This window comes from Georgenia subflava, from assembly GCF_009193155.1.
GTDB lineage: Bacteria > Actinomycetota > Actinomycetes > Actinomycetales > Actinomycetaceae > Georgenia > Georgenia subflava.
This window is the reverse complement of sequence record NZ_VUKD01000002.1, coordinates 142791-157757: the sequence shown is the minus strand read 5'-3', so window position 1 is coordinate 157757 and position 14967 is coordinate 142791. Positions and strand designations below refer to the sequence as shown.

Genomic DNA, 14967 nt, shown 5'->3' with positions numbered 1-14967 from the left:
AACCGGCACCCAGGTGCGCTCGGCAACAGGCCCTGGCGGCGCCGAGGCTGCCCGAGCGCAGTGCCGGAGCCAGCGGGTGTCCGCGCGCGCAGTCGGGACCGACGACGGTGCCCGACTAGCAAGGGTGCTCGCCAGGGCGATGTCAGCGGCTGCTGACAGGCGCGTCAGTACCGGTAGACGGCGAGGCTGTCCCTGCCGTCCGCGTCCCAGTCGCCGACATAGACCTCGTCCGTGCTGCGTCCGTAGACCACGCGGATGTCCGCGTTGCCCGGGGCGATGGTGTTCTTGATGTGGTACTCGGCGCCGCGGCGCACGGCCAGGGTGTCGTCTCCGTCGCCGTCCCAGTCGCCGACGAGAACGTCGTCACCCCCGCGTCCGTAGACGACGACCTGGTCGGCCTTGCCGCCGCTCATGGAGTTCTTGATGTGGTACTCGGGCCCACGGCGCACCGCGAGCGTGTCGCCGCCGTTGCCGTCGAAGTCCCCGACCATGATCGTGTCCCCCGCCCTGCCGTACGGGACGACGGCGTCGGCGGGGCCGGAGCTGACCGAGTTCTTGACGTGGTACACCATGCCGCGGCGCACCGCGAAGGTGTCGACGCCGTCGCCGTCCCAGTCGCCCACCAGGACGGTGTCACCGGGACGGCCGTAGTGGATCACCCGGTCGGGCTCCCCGGGGAAGTTGCTGTCGCGCAGGTAGAAGGACCGACCACGCCGGTAGGCCAGGGTGTCCTCGCCGTCGCCGTCCCAGTCGCCGACGAAGAACTCGTCGAAGTACTCGCCGTAGTCGAAGACCGTGTCGGCGGCCGTGGTGAAGCTGTTGGCAAGGAAGAACCCGTAGTTGATGCCCGGGTCCGCGGCCGGCTCGAGCTCGACGTTCCCGCGCGGGACCCACCCCCTCTTCCCGCCTGCCTCGATGAGGTACCAGCCGTTCGAGAGCGCCACGACGTCGTCGATCGCGGTGCCCGCCGAGAGCCCGGCGATCGCGGCCGCGTCGGCACCGGGGGCGGTGCGCATGCTCACCTGCCTGACGATCCGCGCGTCCGGCAGACCCAGCTTGGTCGGTGAGACGTTGTCGTCGTCGGCCCAGCCGGTGACCCCGTTGGTCGTGACGGGCAGGAAGCCGTTCGACTTGGTGCCCGGCTTCGAGGTCATGGCGGCGTGGTGCGGCACGGTGGTCAGCACCTGCGAGCCGGTCGACGCCGACGCGTGGATCTTCGTGGTCCCGACCGCGTAGTAGCGGCACGAGCTCGGGACCACCCGCGGGACGACCCGGGTGGCGTGCGTTGCGAGATCGACGCCGTGCGAGCGGAAGAAGTCCAGCGGGTCGATCCGCGTGCCGCTGAGGTAGCCGTCCCGCCAGATCTCCAGGTGCAGGTGCGGCGCCGTGGAGACGCCCGTCGAGCCGACCTCGGCGATCTTCTGCCCCCGGTGCACGGCGTCACCCACCCGGACGAACCGGTCCGCGTCGAGGGTGTGGGAGTAGCTCGCGAAGATCCTCTGGCCGCCGATCTGGTGCTCGACGAGGAGCCACTCGCCGGCCACCGGGTCGGTCTTCGCCTGCACGATGCGGCCGTCCGCGATCGCGTACAGGGTCGAGCCGGCGGCGGCGCCCAGGTCCTGCCCACCGTGGTAGGTGGAGGCGTGGATGATCGGCAGGCACCTCGGGCCCTGGTAGGACGTCAGCGCGTAGCTGCCCGAGTCGAGCGGTCCCACCACCCCTCCCCCCGACGGCGGCGCCGCCAGCGCCACGGCCGGCTGCAGCGCCACCACGGCTGCGGCGATCACGCCCACCAGGGACGAACGGACGACAGAACGACGGCGCGGCATACAGACCCCCGGTGATGGCTGTGCCCCACAGGTGCGGGAACACTGAGCGTGATTGTGATGCAGCCTACGGCCAGCCGACGCGGACGCCCATAGGCCGCAACGTGGCGGGTCGATGAACAGGCCCGAAGGGATCGGGATCGGCCCTCGGGAGACCGTCCTCGGGAGCACAATGGGACGACGTCGCCGCGCTGCCCAGGAGCAGACGACGCCGCCGCGCAGCCCAGGAGGTCGCCATGACCGAGCCCTCCCCCGACGGCCCGGCCCCCGCTCGACCGGGAAAGGTCGTGTGGGCGGTCATCCTCGTGCTGGTCGCGGTGCTCGCGGCCCTGCTGGTGGTGTACCTCCGCGACGACACCCCGACGCCGGCCGCGACGCCGACCCCCGGGACGGCCGAGCCGACGACGTCCGGAACGACTGCCGCGCCGACCACCGAACCGACCGCCACGGCCACCCCGGCGCCCACCGCGCCGTCCGAGCCGGCGACGTCGGAACCCGCGACGACCGACCCGGGCGAGGTCCGGCTGTCGCAGAGCTGCGAGAACCCGCTCGGCTTCACGATCTCCTACCCGCAGGGCTGGGACGTCAACGACGAGCCCCTGCCCGAGCCGTGCGTGTGGTTCAGCCCCGACCAGATCCAGGCTCCGCCGGCGGCCTCGGACGCCGTCGTCGGACCGATCGTCGTGCGGGTGCAGGAGGGCGTCGACCTGGAGCGGGCCGCTGACCCGGACCCCGCGTCGGAGACCGTCACCGACCGACGTGAGAGCACCGTCGACCAGCGCCGGGCGGTGCGGATCGAGGCAAGCTTCGTCGGCGGCGGGGCGTTCGCCGACGACCCGCGCACCGTCTACTGGGTCGTCGACGTCCCGCCCGGTCCCGACGGCACACCCCGGGCGCTCCTCGCGCAGGCCTTCCCCTGGGACGACGAGCTGCCGATCGAGGAGGGCGCGTCCGTGCTCGACGACATGATGGCGACCCTGCGGTTCACCGGCTGAGGTCGCCGAGGGCGTCGACCGATGTCGGCAGACCCGCGGGGCGTGCGGGAGAATCGGCAGATGGGCAAGCACCGCGCACCTGACGGCACCGACGGCGCGGACGTCGGCGACGGACGCGCCACAGACACGGCGCACGCGACCGCTCTCGTCACCGAGCGGTTCGCACCCGTGGGGGACGCGATCGCGTCCGCGCGCGGGCTCACGAAGGTCTACGGCACCGGCGAGACGATGGTCCGGGCGCTGGACGGGGTGGACGTGGACCTCGCCCGTGGCGAGCTGACGGCGATCATGGGCCCGTCGGGCTCGGGGAAGTCGACGCTCATGCACTGCCTTGCCGGGCTCGACTCCCCCACCGACGGCACCATCGAGGTCGACGGCGTGGAGATCTCCCGGATGAGCCAGCGCCAGCTCACGAAGCTGCGGCGCACGCGCATCGGTTTCGTGTTCCAGGCCTACAACCTCGTGCCGACGCTGACGGCCGCGGAGAACATCACCCTCCCGCTGGACATCGCGCGTCGGCCGGTCGACCGCGAGCGCTTCGACACGATCGTGCGCACCCTGGAGCTCACCGACCGGCTGCACCACCGCCCCAGCGAGCTCTCCGGCGGCCAGCAGCAGCGGGTGGCGTGCGCCCGCGCCCTGATCGCCGCGCCGTCGGTAGTCTTCGCCGACGAGCCGACCGGAAACCTCGACTCCACCGCCGCCGCCGAGGTGCTCGGGTTCCTGCGCTCCAGCGTCGAGGAGCTGGGGCAGTCGGTGGTCATGGTCACCCACGAGCCCACGGCCGCCGCCTACGCCCACCGCGCCCTGTTCCTCGCGGACGGCCGCCTGGAGGCGGAGATGCGCGACCCCGACGCCGACACGATCCTCGACGCGCTGCGCGAGCTCGGCGCAGCACGGGAGGAGCGGCGTACGGCCGGCACCCCCGTGGCGGTGACGGGCCCCGGTCGCTGATGCTCCGCGTCGCCCTGCGCGAGATCCGTGCGCACCTGGTCCGCTTCGTCCTCAGCGTCCTCGCCGTCACGCTCGGCATCGCCTTCGTGACAGGCACGTTCTCCCTGCGGGCGCTGCTCTCGGACACCTTCAGCTCGATCATCGCCTCGACCACCCAGGGTGACCTGTACGTGCGCGGCCCGACCGCGGATGCCGCCGACGACGGCGGAGGGGGCACGCCGGAGCGCGAAACCCCAGGGGTACCCGTGACGCCGGATCCCTCCTCCACCGCCGTCCCGGCCCCGCCCGACGGACAGACCGACGTGCCGGCCCCGCCCGACGGCGGCGAGGAGCCGACCGCCCCCGGTGGCGGCACCCCGATGCTGGGCGAGCAGCGGGTGCCGGTCTCGCTGGACCTGGTGCCGGTCATCAACGGCGTCGACGGGGTGGACCAGGCCGTGCCCGACCTGCTCGGCACGGTCGTGCTCATCGGCGCGGACGGTCAGGCCGTCATCAACGGGCAGGCCCCCTCGCTGGGCAGCGCCCTGCGCGAGAACGACCCCTCCGGCACGCTCCTGGCCGGCCGCGCCCCGCGCGACGCCTCCGAGATCGCGCTGGAGACCACCGCCCTGGAGACCTCCGGACTCGAGCTCGGCGACACCACCCAGGTGGTGATCGGCAACGGGTCGCTCACCGAGGTCACGGTGGTCGGCGAGGTCAGCTACGGCAACCCCATGGTCGGCACGACCCTCGTCCTCGTGGACGCCGAGACCGGGGAGCAGGCGTTCGCGCCCAACGGGCTCGCGCCCTCGATCGCCGTGTTCGCGGAGGAAGGCGCCGACCTGGCGGAGTTGCGCGAGGACATCGCTGCCGCCCTGGCCGACGCCGGTGGCGCGGGCGACGTCGAGGTCGTGACCGGCGAGCAGGTGCGCGAGGAGGCCAACGAGACCATCAACCAGCTACTCGGCTTCCTGAGCACCTTCCTGCTCGTGTTCGCCCTGATCTCGCTGTTCGTCGGAGCCTTCATCATCGCCAACACCTTCGCGATGTCGGTCCGCCAGCGGCAGCGCGAGTTCGCCCTGCTGCGTGCCGTGGGCGCCTCGCCCGGCCAGGTGATGACCACCGTGCTGGGACAGGCGGCCGTCGTCGGGCTCGTCGGATCGGCCGCGGGCATCGCCGGCGGCATCGGGCTGATCGCCGTGGTGCGGACGTGGCTCGCCTCGATGGACATGGAGCTCGGCGGCGAGGTGGTGATCTCTGGCCCCGAGGCGCTGGCCGCCGTCGCCCTCGGCACGGGCATCTCCCTGGTGGCCGCGGCCGTCCCCGCCCGCCGCGCGGCCACCACGCCCCCGGTGGAGGCCATGCGCGACGACGTCGTGGTCGTCGAGCGCTCGCTCCGGCTGCGGGCCGCCGTCGGGGCCGTCCTGCTGCTGGGCGGGACCGGCGCCACGATCATGTCGGTCCAGGAAGGCACCGAGCGGGCCGGCACCTGGCTCGGCGTGGGAGCCGGCGCGGTGCTGCTCGGTGCGCTGGCGGTCTCCCCGGCGATCGCCCGCGCGGTTGTGCGCGTGCTCGCCTGGCCGTTCGTGGTGCTGCTGCGACCGATGGGCATGCTCGCCCGCGGCAACGTCACGCGCAACCCTCGCCGCACCGCCAACACGTCCGGCGCGCTGATGATCGGCATGGCGCTGGTCGGAGCCTGCGCCGTGCTCGCCGCGTCCGCGCAGGCATCGACGAGCTCGATCGTGGCCACCGAGTCGCGCGCGGACTTCACGGTCCAGTCAGCCACGCGCTCGGTGCCGCCCGACGCCGCCGAGCAGATCGCTGCGCTGGACGAGGTCGCCCGGGCGGACACCGTCACGCTCGGCCGGGCGGCCCTCACCGGTCCCGACGGCGAGCAGGGCACCTACTCGGTGGCCGGCCTGCCCGCCGGGGCGTTCGGCGAGACGCTCGAGGTCGAGGTGGTGGCGGGCTCGCTGGACGGCCTGGCCGACGGCGAGGTCGCCGTCAACCAGACGGCTGCCGTCGACGAGGGCTGGCAGGTGGGCGACGTCGTCCAGCTGGCGAACGGCCAGGAGGCACGGGTCACCGCGGTGATCGCCTCGCAGATCCTCGGCGTCCCGGTGGTCATGGACGAGGCGCTCTTCGCCGAGACCGTGCCCGGCGCGGGCACCACCATCACGGCTGTCCTCGTCGACGGCGCAGCCGGGGTCGACCAGGACGAGCTCCGGGCCGCCCTGGACGCCGCGGCCGAACCGTTCGTGGTGCTGACCGTGCAGGACGCGGACGAGCTGCGGAGCTCGCTCGCCGAGCAGGTCGACCAGGCCATGGTGATCCTTTACGCGCTGCTCGGGCTGAGCGTGATCATCGCGATCCTCGGGATCGTCAACACCCTCGCGCTGGCGGTGATCGAGCGGACGCGGGAGATCGGGCTGATGCGCGCCGTCGGGCTCGGCCGGCTGCAGCTCGCCGGGACCATCACCATCGAGTCGGTGCTGACCGCTGTGTACGGCACCGTGCTCGGCGTCGTCGTCGGCGTGGGACTGGCCTCGGCGCTGCCGACGGTGTTCGCCGAGCAGGGGCTGACCCAGCTCGCGATCCCGTGGGACCTGCTCGCCGTCATGGTGCTGCTCTCCGGCGTGGTGGGGGTCGTCGCAGCGCTCTGGCCCGGCGCCCGGGCGGCCGGCCTGCCGGTCCTCGAGGCCGTCACCCACGAGTGAGCGGCGTCCCGCACGACGAACGGTCCCGCCCATCAGGACGGGACCGTTCGCCGGTCAGCAGGTCGGCGGCTACCGCCCCCTGCCCACCGGGACGGTGACGGTCGCCGTCGCGGTGGTCTCGTTGCCGGCCGCGTCCGTCGCCCGGTAGGTGACGGTGTAGATCCGGCCGTCACCGCCCCCGGCGCGCTCGGCACGGAGCTGGAACGTGGTGTCGTCGACGATCACGATGTCGTCGACCGTGTTGCCGTCACCGGGCCCGTTGTCCGGCTCGTTCGAGGTGACGTCGACCAGCTCGACCGTGACGTCGCCGGAGTCGTCGGCGGCCGTGACCTCCGCGGTGACCGTGACGTACTTGTGGTTGGCCGGCCACAACGACTCATGGCTGAGCTCCACCGTCAGGGTCGGTGCGACCGTGTCCGGGGTCGCGAGGTCGAGCCCGATCAGCACCGGGTCGTGGTCGCTGGACCGGTAGGGGTCCGGCGCGTACAGCGCGTCCTGCGCGGGCTGCTTGAACGTCATGTCGTAGTCGATGAGGTCCGGCTCGTCGGCATTGATGTTCCACACGGCCGCACCGGTGACGTTGTCGAGCAGCGCGTCGTTGGCCAGGCCGTGGTCGAGGTAGCCGAGCTTGCCGTCGAACACGTACGAGTAGGCGTTCTCACCCTCGTAGAGCGCGATGAGGTCGGTGTACCCGGCGCCGACGATCGCGTCGATCGGGTCCTCCTTGTCGTAGGCGTTCAGGTCTCCGATGATCAGGTTGTTCTCGGAGCCGCTCCCGGTCGGGTCGCCGGCGAGCCACTCCACCATGGCCTCGGCGGCAGCGGTGCGGGTGAGGTTGCAGTTGCCCTGGCCGTCCCCCGTGTCCGGGTCGCCGAGGGCGTCGCAGTCCGACCCCTTGGACTTGAGGTGGTTGACGGCGACGGTCACGACGCCCCCGGTGGCCAGGTCCTCGAAGGTCTGGGCCAGCACCGGACGGTTGGCCGTGTCGATGAAGTCCGGGTCCACCGACGAGTCGAGGATCGCGTAGTCACCGACCAGCGCGGCGGAGGCCGGCTGGTAGATGAACGCGGTCTTGATCTCGTCGGTACCGATCACGCCGGTGTCGACGTAGTCGTAGGTGCCCGCACCCATCTCGGCGTTCAGCGCGTCCACGAGGCGTGCGATCGCCGCGGTGTTGTTCTCGATCTCGATGAGGCCGACGACGTCGGCGTCCATCTCCGCGAGCGCGGCCACGATCTTGTCCTCCTGGCGCTCCAGCTCCTCGGCCGTGTCCGCGCCGCGGCTGCCCAGGGTGGTGAAGTAGTTGAGGACGTTGAACGAGGCGACGGTGAAGTCACTGCCGACGTCCGGCGCCTCGGTCGGCCGCTCGTTGACAGCGGTGTACTCCGCACCCTGTGTCGGCTGGATGGCGTAGTTCCCGAACTGGTAGTCGAGCACCCCGGTGACGCCGGTGACGAGGTCACCGCCGCGGAAGGAGTTCGCCAAGGTGAACTCCTCCCCGTTGGGGTGGATGGCCGGGTCGGGGTTCTGGCTGCCCCGGGCGTCGTCGACCCTGATGCGCTCCAGCTCCTGCTGAGCCGCCAGCTCGATGGCCGCGGGGCCGGGCTCGACGACCGCGGTCGGGGTCATATGCCGGCCCAGGCTGAGCACGATCTGCCCGAAGCGGTCGAACTCGAAGTACTCGGCGATCGTCAGCTCCTGCGGGAGCGTGACGAGCATGCCCTCCAGCGGCTCGAGCGCGTCCGGGCCGGCGAGCGGCAGGACGATCTCGGTCGGGGCGATCTCGGTGGTCCCGTCGCCGCAGGTGAAGACGGCGGCGACGTTCGTCAGCTCGGTCATCTCGAAGAACTCGTCGACCGTGCCACGGACGCGGATGGTGTCGCCGACGACGATGTCGTCCGCGACGTCGGCAAAGACGTAGATGCCGTCCGAGGTCGCCGGGTCGCCGTCGCCCTCGGCGTCCTGGATGTACACCGCGCGGTCGCCGTCGCTGGTGATGAACTCACCGACGACGACGCCCTCGGTCAGGACCGACTGCCCGTCCAGCGGGCTCGCCGCGCCGTCGCCCTGGATCTCGTAGATCGGGGTGATCGGCGTCTCGCAGGTGTCGTCGCCCGGCTCCGGCGGCTCGACGACGGCGTTCGGGGCGCCCGGGGTGTTGTAGGCCTCGCCCACGGCCGGAGTTCCGGTGAACCCGGGGAGGCCGGCGAGGTCGAAGTCGTTGCGGACCCAGTCGGCGGCGCTGTCCGTGTCGGTGCCGTCCGGGATGCGTGAGGCACCGCCGGGGGCGAACGGGAGTCCGTCGTAGGAGACGCCGAGCGCCGGTGCCCCGTAGGTGAGGTCGTCAGCACCGCCGTCGTGGACCGCGACGGAGTCGACTACCTCGAACGGCAGCCCGTCGTCGATCACGCCGTCGTTGTCGACGTCGATGTCGGTGCCGACGACGCCGGTGACGTCCCCGGAGACCAGGAGCAGGGAGATCGTCCCGTTCTCGAGCGTGTTGGGGTCAAGAGCAGCCAGCCAGAACCCGTCTGCGTCAGTGGTGCCGGCAGGATGAGAGCTGTCCACCACGCCGCGCGGGTCCGTCGTCGCGTTGAAGTCGCCCTCGACCTGGAGGACGGCGTAGCCGGAGAGGTCCGTCAGCGGCTCGGCGAGGAACTCGATGAACTCCACGTCGGTCCCGGCGGTGCTCGCCGAGAACTCGTTGATCACCGGATCCACGGGTCCGCTGGGCTCGCACTCCGTCGTGTGGGCACCGAGCCCGTCGAACGTGTTGGTCGCGAAGCCGGCCCACGCCGTCGCCGGGTCGAACGGGTCCGACCCGTCCGTGTCGCCGGCACAGACAGACGCGAGTCGCCGCAAGGTGTTGTCGGCGGTGCTGACGTCGCCGGTGCCCCACTGGCTGCCCGGGTCGAAGCCGATCTGCCCGATCACGTCGACGATCGCGCCGTCCCTGGTCAACGCGACCGCGTCGTCACCGTTGAAGAATCCGGCGCCGCTGGTCAGGTCGGCCTGGGCCAGAACTGCCGGGTCTGCGGAGGAGTGGGCGAGGACGAAGACGTCACCGTCGGCGACCGTCCCGGCCAGCTCGAACTCGGTACCGGCCGTGGAGCCGTTGAAGAACATCTCCACGCTGTAGCCCGACAGATCCACCGCGGCACCGGTGCCGTTGTAGATCTCCAGCGCCTTGTTGTTGCTCGACCCCTCGATGTACTCGGAGAAGAACAGCTCGGTGGGCGTCTCGGCCGCGGCGGATGTCGCCATGCCGAGGGGGACGGCGGTGGCGGCCACCATCGCCGGCACCAGAAGGACGGATCTCTTTCGCACGTGCGCTCCTTCGTCGGAAGGACCCGGTCGCCGTTGACCTGGGTCCGGGGAGTGAGACGACTCACGGTAACGGCACTCGCGCAACCTGTGTAGAGAACGCGGGTAACGACGGGTGAACAGTGTGCTTCGACAAGGTGCGAACCAGTCGTCCGCATCCGGCGAGCCGTCCGGCGCCGGGCACGAAGCCGTGCGGCGCCGGTACACGAAGCCGTCCGGCGCCGGTACACGAACCGGTCTTCCCCCGGGGCGCTTTCGTGGGAACCTGAGCACCTGGACGTGCACGCACGCCCAGGGACCGCAATCATGGGGCGATCCGGGCGGCATGCCCACAGTGCAACCTAGGCGCCTGGCAGCGCCACGAGGAGACGATCGCGGTGAGCACATCCGCCGACCACACGACCCCGGTGGTCGAGGCGACCCCGGTTCCGGGCCCCGGCAAGGGACGGACCATCGGTGAGCTCGTCGCCTCGGTGTCCGAGCAGCTTTCGAGCCTCATCCGGGACGAGCTCCAGCTGGCGCAGACCCAGCTCGCGGAGAAGGGCAAGAAGCTCGGCACGGGTGCGGGCTTCCTCGGCGCGGCCGCCGTCGTCGCGCTCTACGCGGTCGGTGTCCTCCTGGCAGCCGCCGTGCTGGGCCTTGCCACGGTGCTCCCCGCGTGGCTCTCGGCGCTCATCATCGGCGTCGTGCTGCTGATCATCGCCGGCATCGCGGCCATGCTGGGCAAGAAGAAGATCGATGCCTCCAAGCAGCACGCACCGAAGCCTCAGGAGGGTTTCAAGGAAGACCTGGACGCGGTGAAGAAGGGGATCAAGAAGTGAGCGAGGACGCCAAGAAGCGCACCCCCGAGCAGATCGAGGCGGACCTCGCCAAGACCCGGCTCGACCTGACGAACACCGTCAACGAGCTCAGCGACCGGCTCGACCCCCGTGCACAGGTCGACGCCGCGAAGGAGAGCGCGCGGGCGGCCGCCAAGGAGGCGGGCGAGAAGGCGAAGGTCTTCAAGGACGACGTCACCTCGGGCGACCCTAAGGCGCTCGGTCTGCTCGGCGCCGGGATCGCGGTCGTCGCGCTCATCGTCACGCTCCGCCTCCGCGGGCGCTGACCAGCGGAGCGCGCACCCGTCACAACGCTCGACTATCGGCCGCCTCAGCCCGCTGCGGCGTCGCCGTCGCGCCCGTCCACGACCATGCCGCTGGCGACGAGCAGCTCGTCGACCTCCTCGCGACGGAACCGCCGGTGCCCGCCGAGCGTGCGGATGGAGGACAGCTTGCCGGCGTTCGCCCACCGGGTCACCGTCTTCGGATCCACCCGGAACCTCGCAGCCACCTCGGACGGGGTGAGCAGCTGCTCGGGTACCCCCTCGGTCGTGGTCATGACGTCCCTCCTCGCAGTTCGGCGCGGTGCGCTCTCGCACTGACGCCAGTGAAACACTGCCCGAGGCCCAGGACCCGGGCCCATGGTCCCGACAATGTGGACGATTGCGGCTTATGGTTCGCTCGGACCGAGACGCTTCACACAGGGCCGGAGCCCCCCAGGAATGGCTGTGGGGGCGTTCGACCATGTACGGTTGGCCCCACGACACAGATGACCATAAACACGGGGCCGCACCAGATGGTGCCTGCCCCGGTTCTACGTTGGAGGGGGTCGACGCCATGGGGCGCGGCCGTCAAAAGGCCAAGCAGACGAAGGTCGCTCGCAAGCTGAAGTACTTCAGCCCCGAGACCGACTACCGAGCTCTCGAGCGAGAGCTCACGTCGAGTACTGACGACGTAGCCGGTGACGACTACGAGGACATCCCTCCCGCCACGGACGACTGGGACGACATCCGTTCGTCCCACTGATCCACCGGCCGGCCCTTCGGGTCGGGTGGATGTTCAGGTAGCGACCGACCGGTCCGTCTCGCCAACCTGCAGCACCGCACCAGCTCCACCAGCTGCTGCGGTGCTCAGGCGTGCTCGCATCCACCCGCGGTGCTCAGGCCACTCGCGTCCACCCTGCGGTGCTCAGGCGTGCCCACGTCCGCGCCGCGCGCGCGGCAGCAGACTGAAGATTTCGTACCGGATATCGGTACGAAATCCTTCGGCATGACGGAGGACGCTCGTCAGCGCGACCGAGAAGCCCCTTCGCTGTCACCGAGGAGACGCCCGACGGAACCGAGCAGCCCACCGCTGTCACCGAGGAGACGCCCCCGCCGTGGCGGAGAGGCCCCGCCATGACCGAGGAGCCCCCGCCGTGGCGGAGGGGACCCCTCACGCGGTCCGGTAGGCACCCGTCAGGCGGACGGCGCCGCCGTCGACGCCCTTGGTCCCGCGGATCGCGGACGCGTCAGGGCCCGGTGCGCCGTCGTCGGTCGACACGGTCCCGAGCACCCAGGCATCCACCCCGCGCGCCGTGACGGCGGCGAGAGTGGCGTCGACGCCCGCGGGGTCGACCACGGCGACCATGCCGACACCGAGGTTCAGCGTGCCCTGCAGATCCTCCCAGGGCACCTGGCCGAGCGTGCGGACGAGGTCGAAGATCGGCGGGACGACCCAGCTGGCGCGGTCCACGTCGGCGACCAGGCCACGAGGCAGCACCCGGGCGAGGTTCGCGGCGAGCCCGCCGCCGGTGACGTGGCTGAACGCGTGGACGTCGATGGCGGGGTCGTCGACGAGGTCGAGGCACGCCGGGGTGTACAGGCGGGTGGGCTCGAGGAGCTCCTCCCCGAGCGTGCGGCCGAGCTCGGGCACGTGCCGGTCCAGCGCCCAGCCGGCGACGTCGACGACGCGGCGCACCAGGGAGTAGCCGTTGGAGTGCAGACCGGAGGCCGCCATGGCGACGACGACGTCCCCCGCCCGCACCCGTCCGGCCCCCAGGACGGCGTCGGCTTCGACCACGCCGGTCGCGGCGCCGGCGACGTCGTACTCGTGCTCGCCGAGCAGACCCGGGTGCTCGGCGGTCTCCCCGCCCAGGAGCGGCGTCCCCACCACGGCGCAAGCCTCGGCGATGCCGCGGACGATGTCCGCGACGCGCTCGGGGACCACCTTCCCGGTGGCGATGTAGTCGGTCATCAGCAGCGGCCGGGCACCAACGACGACGATGTCGTCGACGACCATGCCGACGAGGTCGTGGCCGATGGTGTGGTGGACGTCCATAGCCTGCGCGATGGCGACCTTGGTGCCCACGCCGTCGGTGGAGGTGGCCAGCAGCGGCCGGCGGTAGTCCTTGAGGGCGCTGACGTCCACCAGCCCGGCGAACCCGCCCACCCCGCCGACGACGCCGGAGGTGTGCGTGGCGCGCACCGCCTCCTTCATGAGCTCGACGGCCCTGTCCCCGGCCTCGGTGTCGACCCCCGCGGCGGCGTAGGTGATCGGTGCGCGGGGGGCGTCGGTCGGCTCGGTCACTGCGGTGCTCCTGAGGTCGAGGGCGTGGGCGCTGCTGAGGGACGGACCGGCCCAGGCGACGACGCCCCCGGTTCGGCGGGCCGCGTCGACGGCGCATCCCGTTCGGCGGGCGCGGACGGCGGCGTCCCAGGCTCGGGCGGCGTCGCCGCAGGTTGGCGCGACGTCGCCCTGGGGTCGGCGGCCTCGGCGGGGACGCCGGGAACCTCGGGCCCCGCCGTCGGGTCGTCACCGGCGTCGGGGATGGTCGGGGCGTCCGCCCCGGAGACCGTGGCCCCCTCCCGGATCGCCACCGGGTAGGTGCCGGAGAAGCACGCCGTGCAGAGCCGGTCGGCGTCGATCGTGGTGGCCGCGACCATTCCCTCCAGCGAGATGTAGCCGAGCGAGTCGGCGCTGAGGGAGTCGCGGATCTCGTCGGTCGTGAGCCCGTTGGCGATGAGCTCGGCGCGGGTGGCGAAGTCGATGCCGTAGAAGCACGGCCACTTCACCGGCGGCGAGGAGATGCGCACGTGCACCTCGGCCGCGCCGGCCTCGCGCAGCATCCGCACGAGGGCGCGCTGGGTGTTGCCGCGGACGATCGAGTCGTCCACCACCACGAGACGCTTGCCCGCGATCACCTCGCGCAGCGGGTTGAGCTTGAGCCGGATGCCGAGCTGGCGGATGGTGTCGGTGGGCTGGATGAACGTGCGGCCGACGTAGGAGTTCTTCACCAGCCCCTGGGCGAACGGGATGCCCGACTCCTGCGCGTAGCCGATGGCGGCCGGCGTCCCCGACTCCGGGGTCGGGATCACCAGGTCGGCCTCGACCGGGTGCTCGCGGGCCAGCGCCCGTCCCATCTCGGTGCGGGCCGCGTTGACGTTGCGTCCGGCGATGTTGGTGTCCGGGCGGGCGAGGTAGACGTACTCGAAGACGCAGCCCTTGGGGGCGGCCTCGGCGAACCGGCGCGAGCGCAGGCCGTCGGCGTCGATGACGAGCATCTCGCCGGGCTCGACCTCGCGGACGAAGGTGGCGCCGACGATGTCCAGGGCCGCCGTCTCGGAGGCCACCGCCCAGCCGCGCTGCAGCCTGCCCAGCACCAGCGGGCGGAAGCCCTGCGGGTCGCGGGCGGCGTAGAGGGTGTGCTCGTCCATGAAGGTGAGCGAGAAGGCGCCCTCGAGGAGCGGCAGGACCTCCATCGCGACGTCCTCGAGCCGGTCGCCGGCGGCGCTCGTGCCGCCCAGCAGCGCCGTGATCACTGCCGTGTCCGTGGACGAGCCGCGGCCCAGCTCGCCGCGCAGGTCCTTACCGAAGCGCTCGCGCACGAGATCCATCAGGACCCGGGTGTTGGTCAGGTTGCCGTTGTGGCCGAGGGCCACGGTGCCGGCGGCGGTGGGGCCCAGGGTGGGCTGGGCGTTCTCCCACGACGACGCACCGGTGGTGGCGTACCGCGTGTGGCCGAGGGCGATGTGGCCCGTCAGCGGCTCGAGCGCGCGGTCGTCGAAGACCTGCGAGACCAGGCCCATGTCCTTGTAGACGAGGATCTGCCCACCGTTGGAGGTGGCGATGCCGGCGGACTCCTGCCCGCGGTGCTGCAGGGCGTAGATCCCGAAGTAGGTCAGTCGGGCGACCTCTTCCCCGGGCGCCCAGACGCCGAAGACACCGCACTCGTCCTGCGGCCCCTTCTCGCCTGGCAGGAGCTCGTGGGATAGCCGTCCGTCTCCGCGTGCCACCGCGCCATGGTCGCACACCTGCACCGGTCCCTCGCGGGGTGTCCAGCCCGTGCGGGACGCACGTCACAGCCCGTGTG

At 71.8% G+C, this 14967-nt stretch carries 11 protein-coding genes; 6 read left to right on the top strand and 5 right to left on the bottom strand.

The annotated features are described in order from the left end of the window. Positions 1-164 precede the first annotated feature (164 nt). Positions 165-1787, bottom strand: coding sequence for a peptidoglycan DD-metalloendopeptidase family protein (locus GD748_RS07225; RefSeq protein ID WP_193312872.1), 1623 nt, complete (start codon positions 1785-1787; stop codon positions 165-167). Between the two features lie 275 nt (positions 1788-2062). Here GD748_RS07225 and GD748_RS07220 point away from each other — a divergent pair, with 275 nt between their 5' ends. Genes GD748_RS07220 through GD748_RS07210 form a run of 3 tightly spaced genes read left to right on the top strand, consistent with a single transcriptional unit; the run spans position 2063 to position 6474 of the window. Further along, positions 2063-2821 (top strand): hypothetical protein, encoded by a 759-nt coding sequence (locus tag GD748_RS07220; RefSeq protein WP_152194544.1) that lies wholly within the window; start codon positions 2063-2065, stop codon positions 2819-2821. A 60-nt stretch (positions 2822-2881) separates the two neighbouring features. Further along, positions 2882-3775: an ABC transporter ATP-binding protein gene (locus GD748_RS07215; RefSeq protein ID WP_152194543.1), complete on the top strand. Its 894-nt coding sequence runs from the start codon at positions 2882-2884 to the stop codon at positions 3773-3775. After that, a complete protein-coding gene (locus tag GD748_RS07210; protein ID WP_152194542.1) occupies positions 3775-6474 on the top strand; it encodes an ABC transporter permease in 2700 nt (899 codons plus the stop codon). The genes GD748_RS07215 and GD748_RS07210 overlap by 1 nt, the downstream gene beginning before the upstream one ends. Before the next feature lie 69 nt (positions 6475-6543). Here GD748_RS07210 and GD748_RS07205 read toward each other — a convergent pair whose 3' ends face one another. Continuing rightward, entirely contained in the window at positions 6544-9801 is a 3258-nt protein-coding gene (locus tag GD748_RS07205; RefSeq protein WP_152194541.1) for an ExeM/NucH family extracellular endonuclease, read from the bottom strand. 374 nt (positions 9802-10175) lie between these two features. Between GD748_RS07205 and GD748_RS07200 the strand changes: the two genes are divergently transcribed. Together GD748_RS07200 and GD748_RS07195 are read left to right on the top strand one after the other, a co-directional pair. Further along, entirely contained in the window at positions 10176-10619 is a 444-nt protein-coding gene (locus GD748_RS07200; protein WP_226920924.1) for a phage holin family protein, read from the top strand. Beyond that, positions 10616-10903 (top strand): DUF3618 domain-containing protein, encoded by a 288-nt coding sequence (locus GD748_RS07195; protein WP_152194540.1) that lies wholly within the window; start codon positions 10616-10618, stop codon positions 10901-10903. Before GD748_RS07200 ends, GD748_RS07195 begins: the two co-directional genes overlap by 4 nt. Before the next feature lie 44 nt (positions 10904-10947). On the opposite strand, the gene GD748_RS07190 is transcribed toward GD748_RS07195, so the two are convergent. Next, complete coding sequence (locus GD748_RS07190) at positions 10948-11175, bottom strand: BldC family transcriptional regulator (protein WP_152194539.1); 228 nt, start codon at positions 11173-11175, stop codon at positions 10948-10950. A 278-nt stretch (positions 11176-11453) separates the two neighbouring features. On the opposite strand from GD748_RS07190, the gene GD748_RS07185 reads away from it, so the two are divergent. Then, positions 11454-11642 carry a DUF3073 domain-containing protein gene (locus GD748_RS07185; protein ID WP_152195030.1) on the top strand — a complete coding sequence of 63 codons (189 nt, stop codon included), beginning with the start codon at positions 11454-11456 and terminating at the stop codon, positions 11640-11642. Between the two features lie 408 nt (positions 11643-12050). Here GD748_RS07185 and purM read toward each other — a convergent pair whose 3' ends face one another. Next, positions 12051-13184 (bottom strand): phosphoribosylformylglycinamidine cyclo-ligase, encoded by a 1134-nt coding sequence (gene purM / locus GD748_RS07180; RefSeq protein ID WP_152194538.1) that lies wholly within the window; start codon positions 13182-13184, stop codon positions 12051-12053. Continuing rightward, complete coding sequence (gene purF, locus GD748_RS07175) at positions 13181-14890, bottom strand: amidophosphoribosyltransferase (protein WP_226920923.1); 1710 nt, start codon at positions 14888-14890, stop codon at positions 13181-13183. The genes purM and purF overlap by 4 nt, the downstream gene beginning before the upstream one ends. Positions 14891-14967 lie beyond the last annotated feature (77 nt).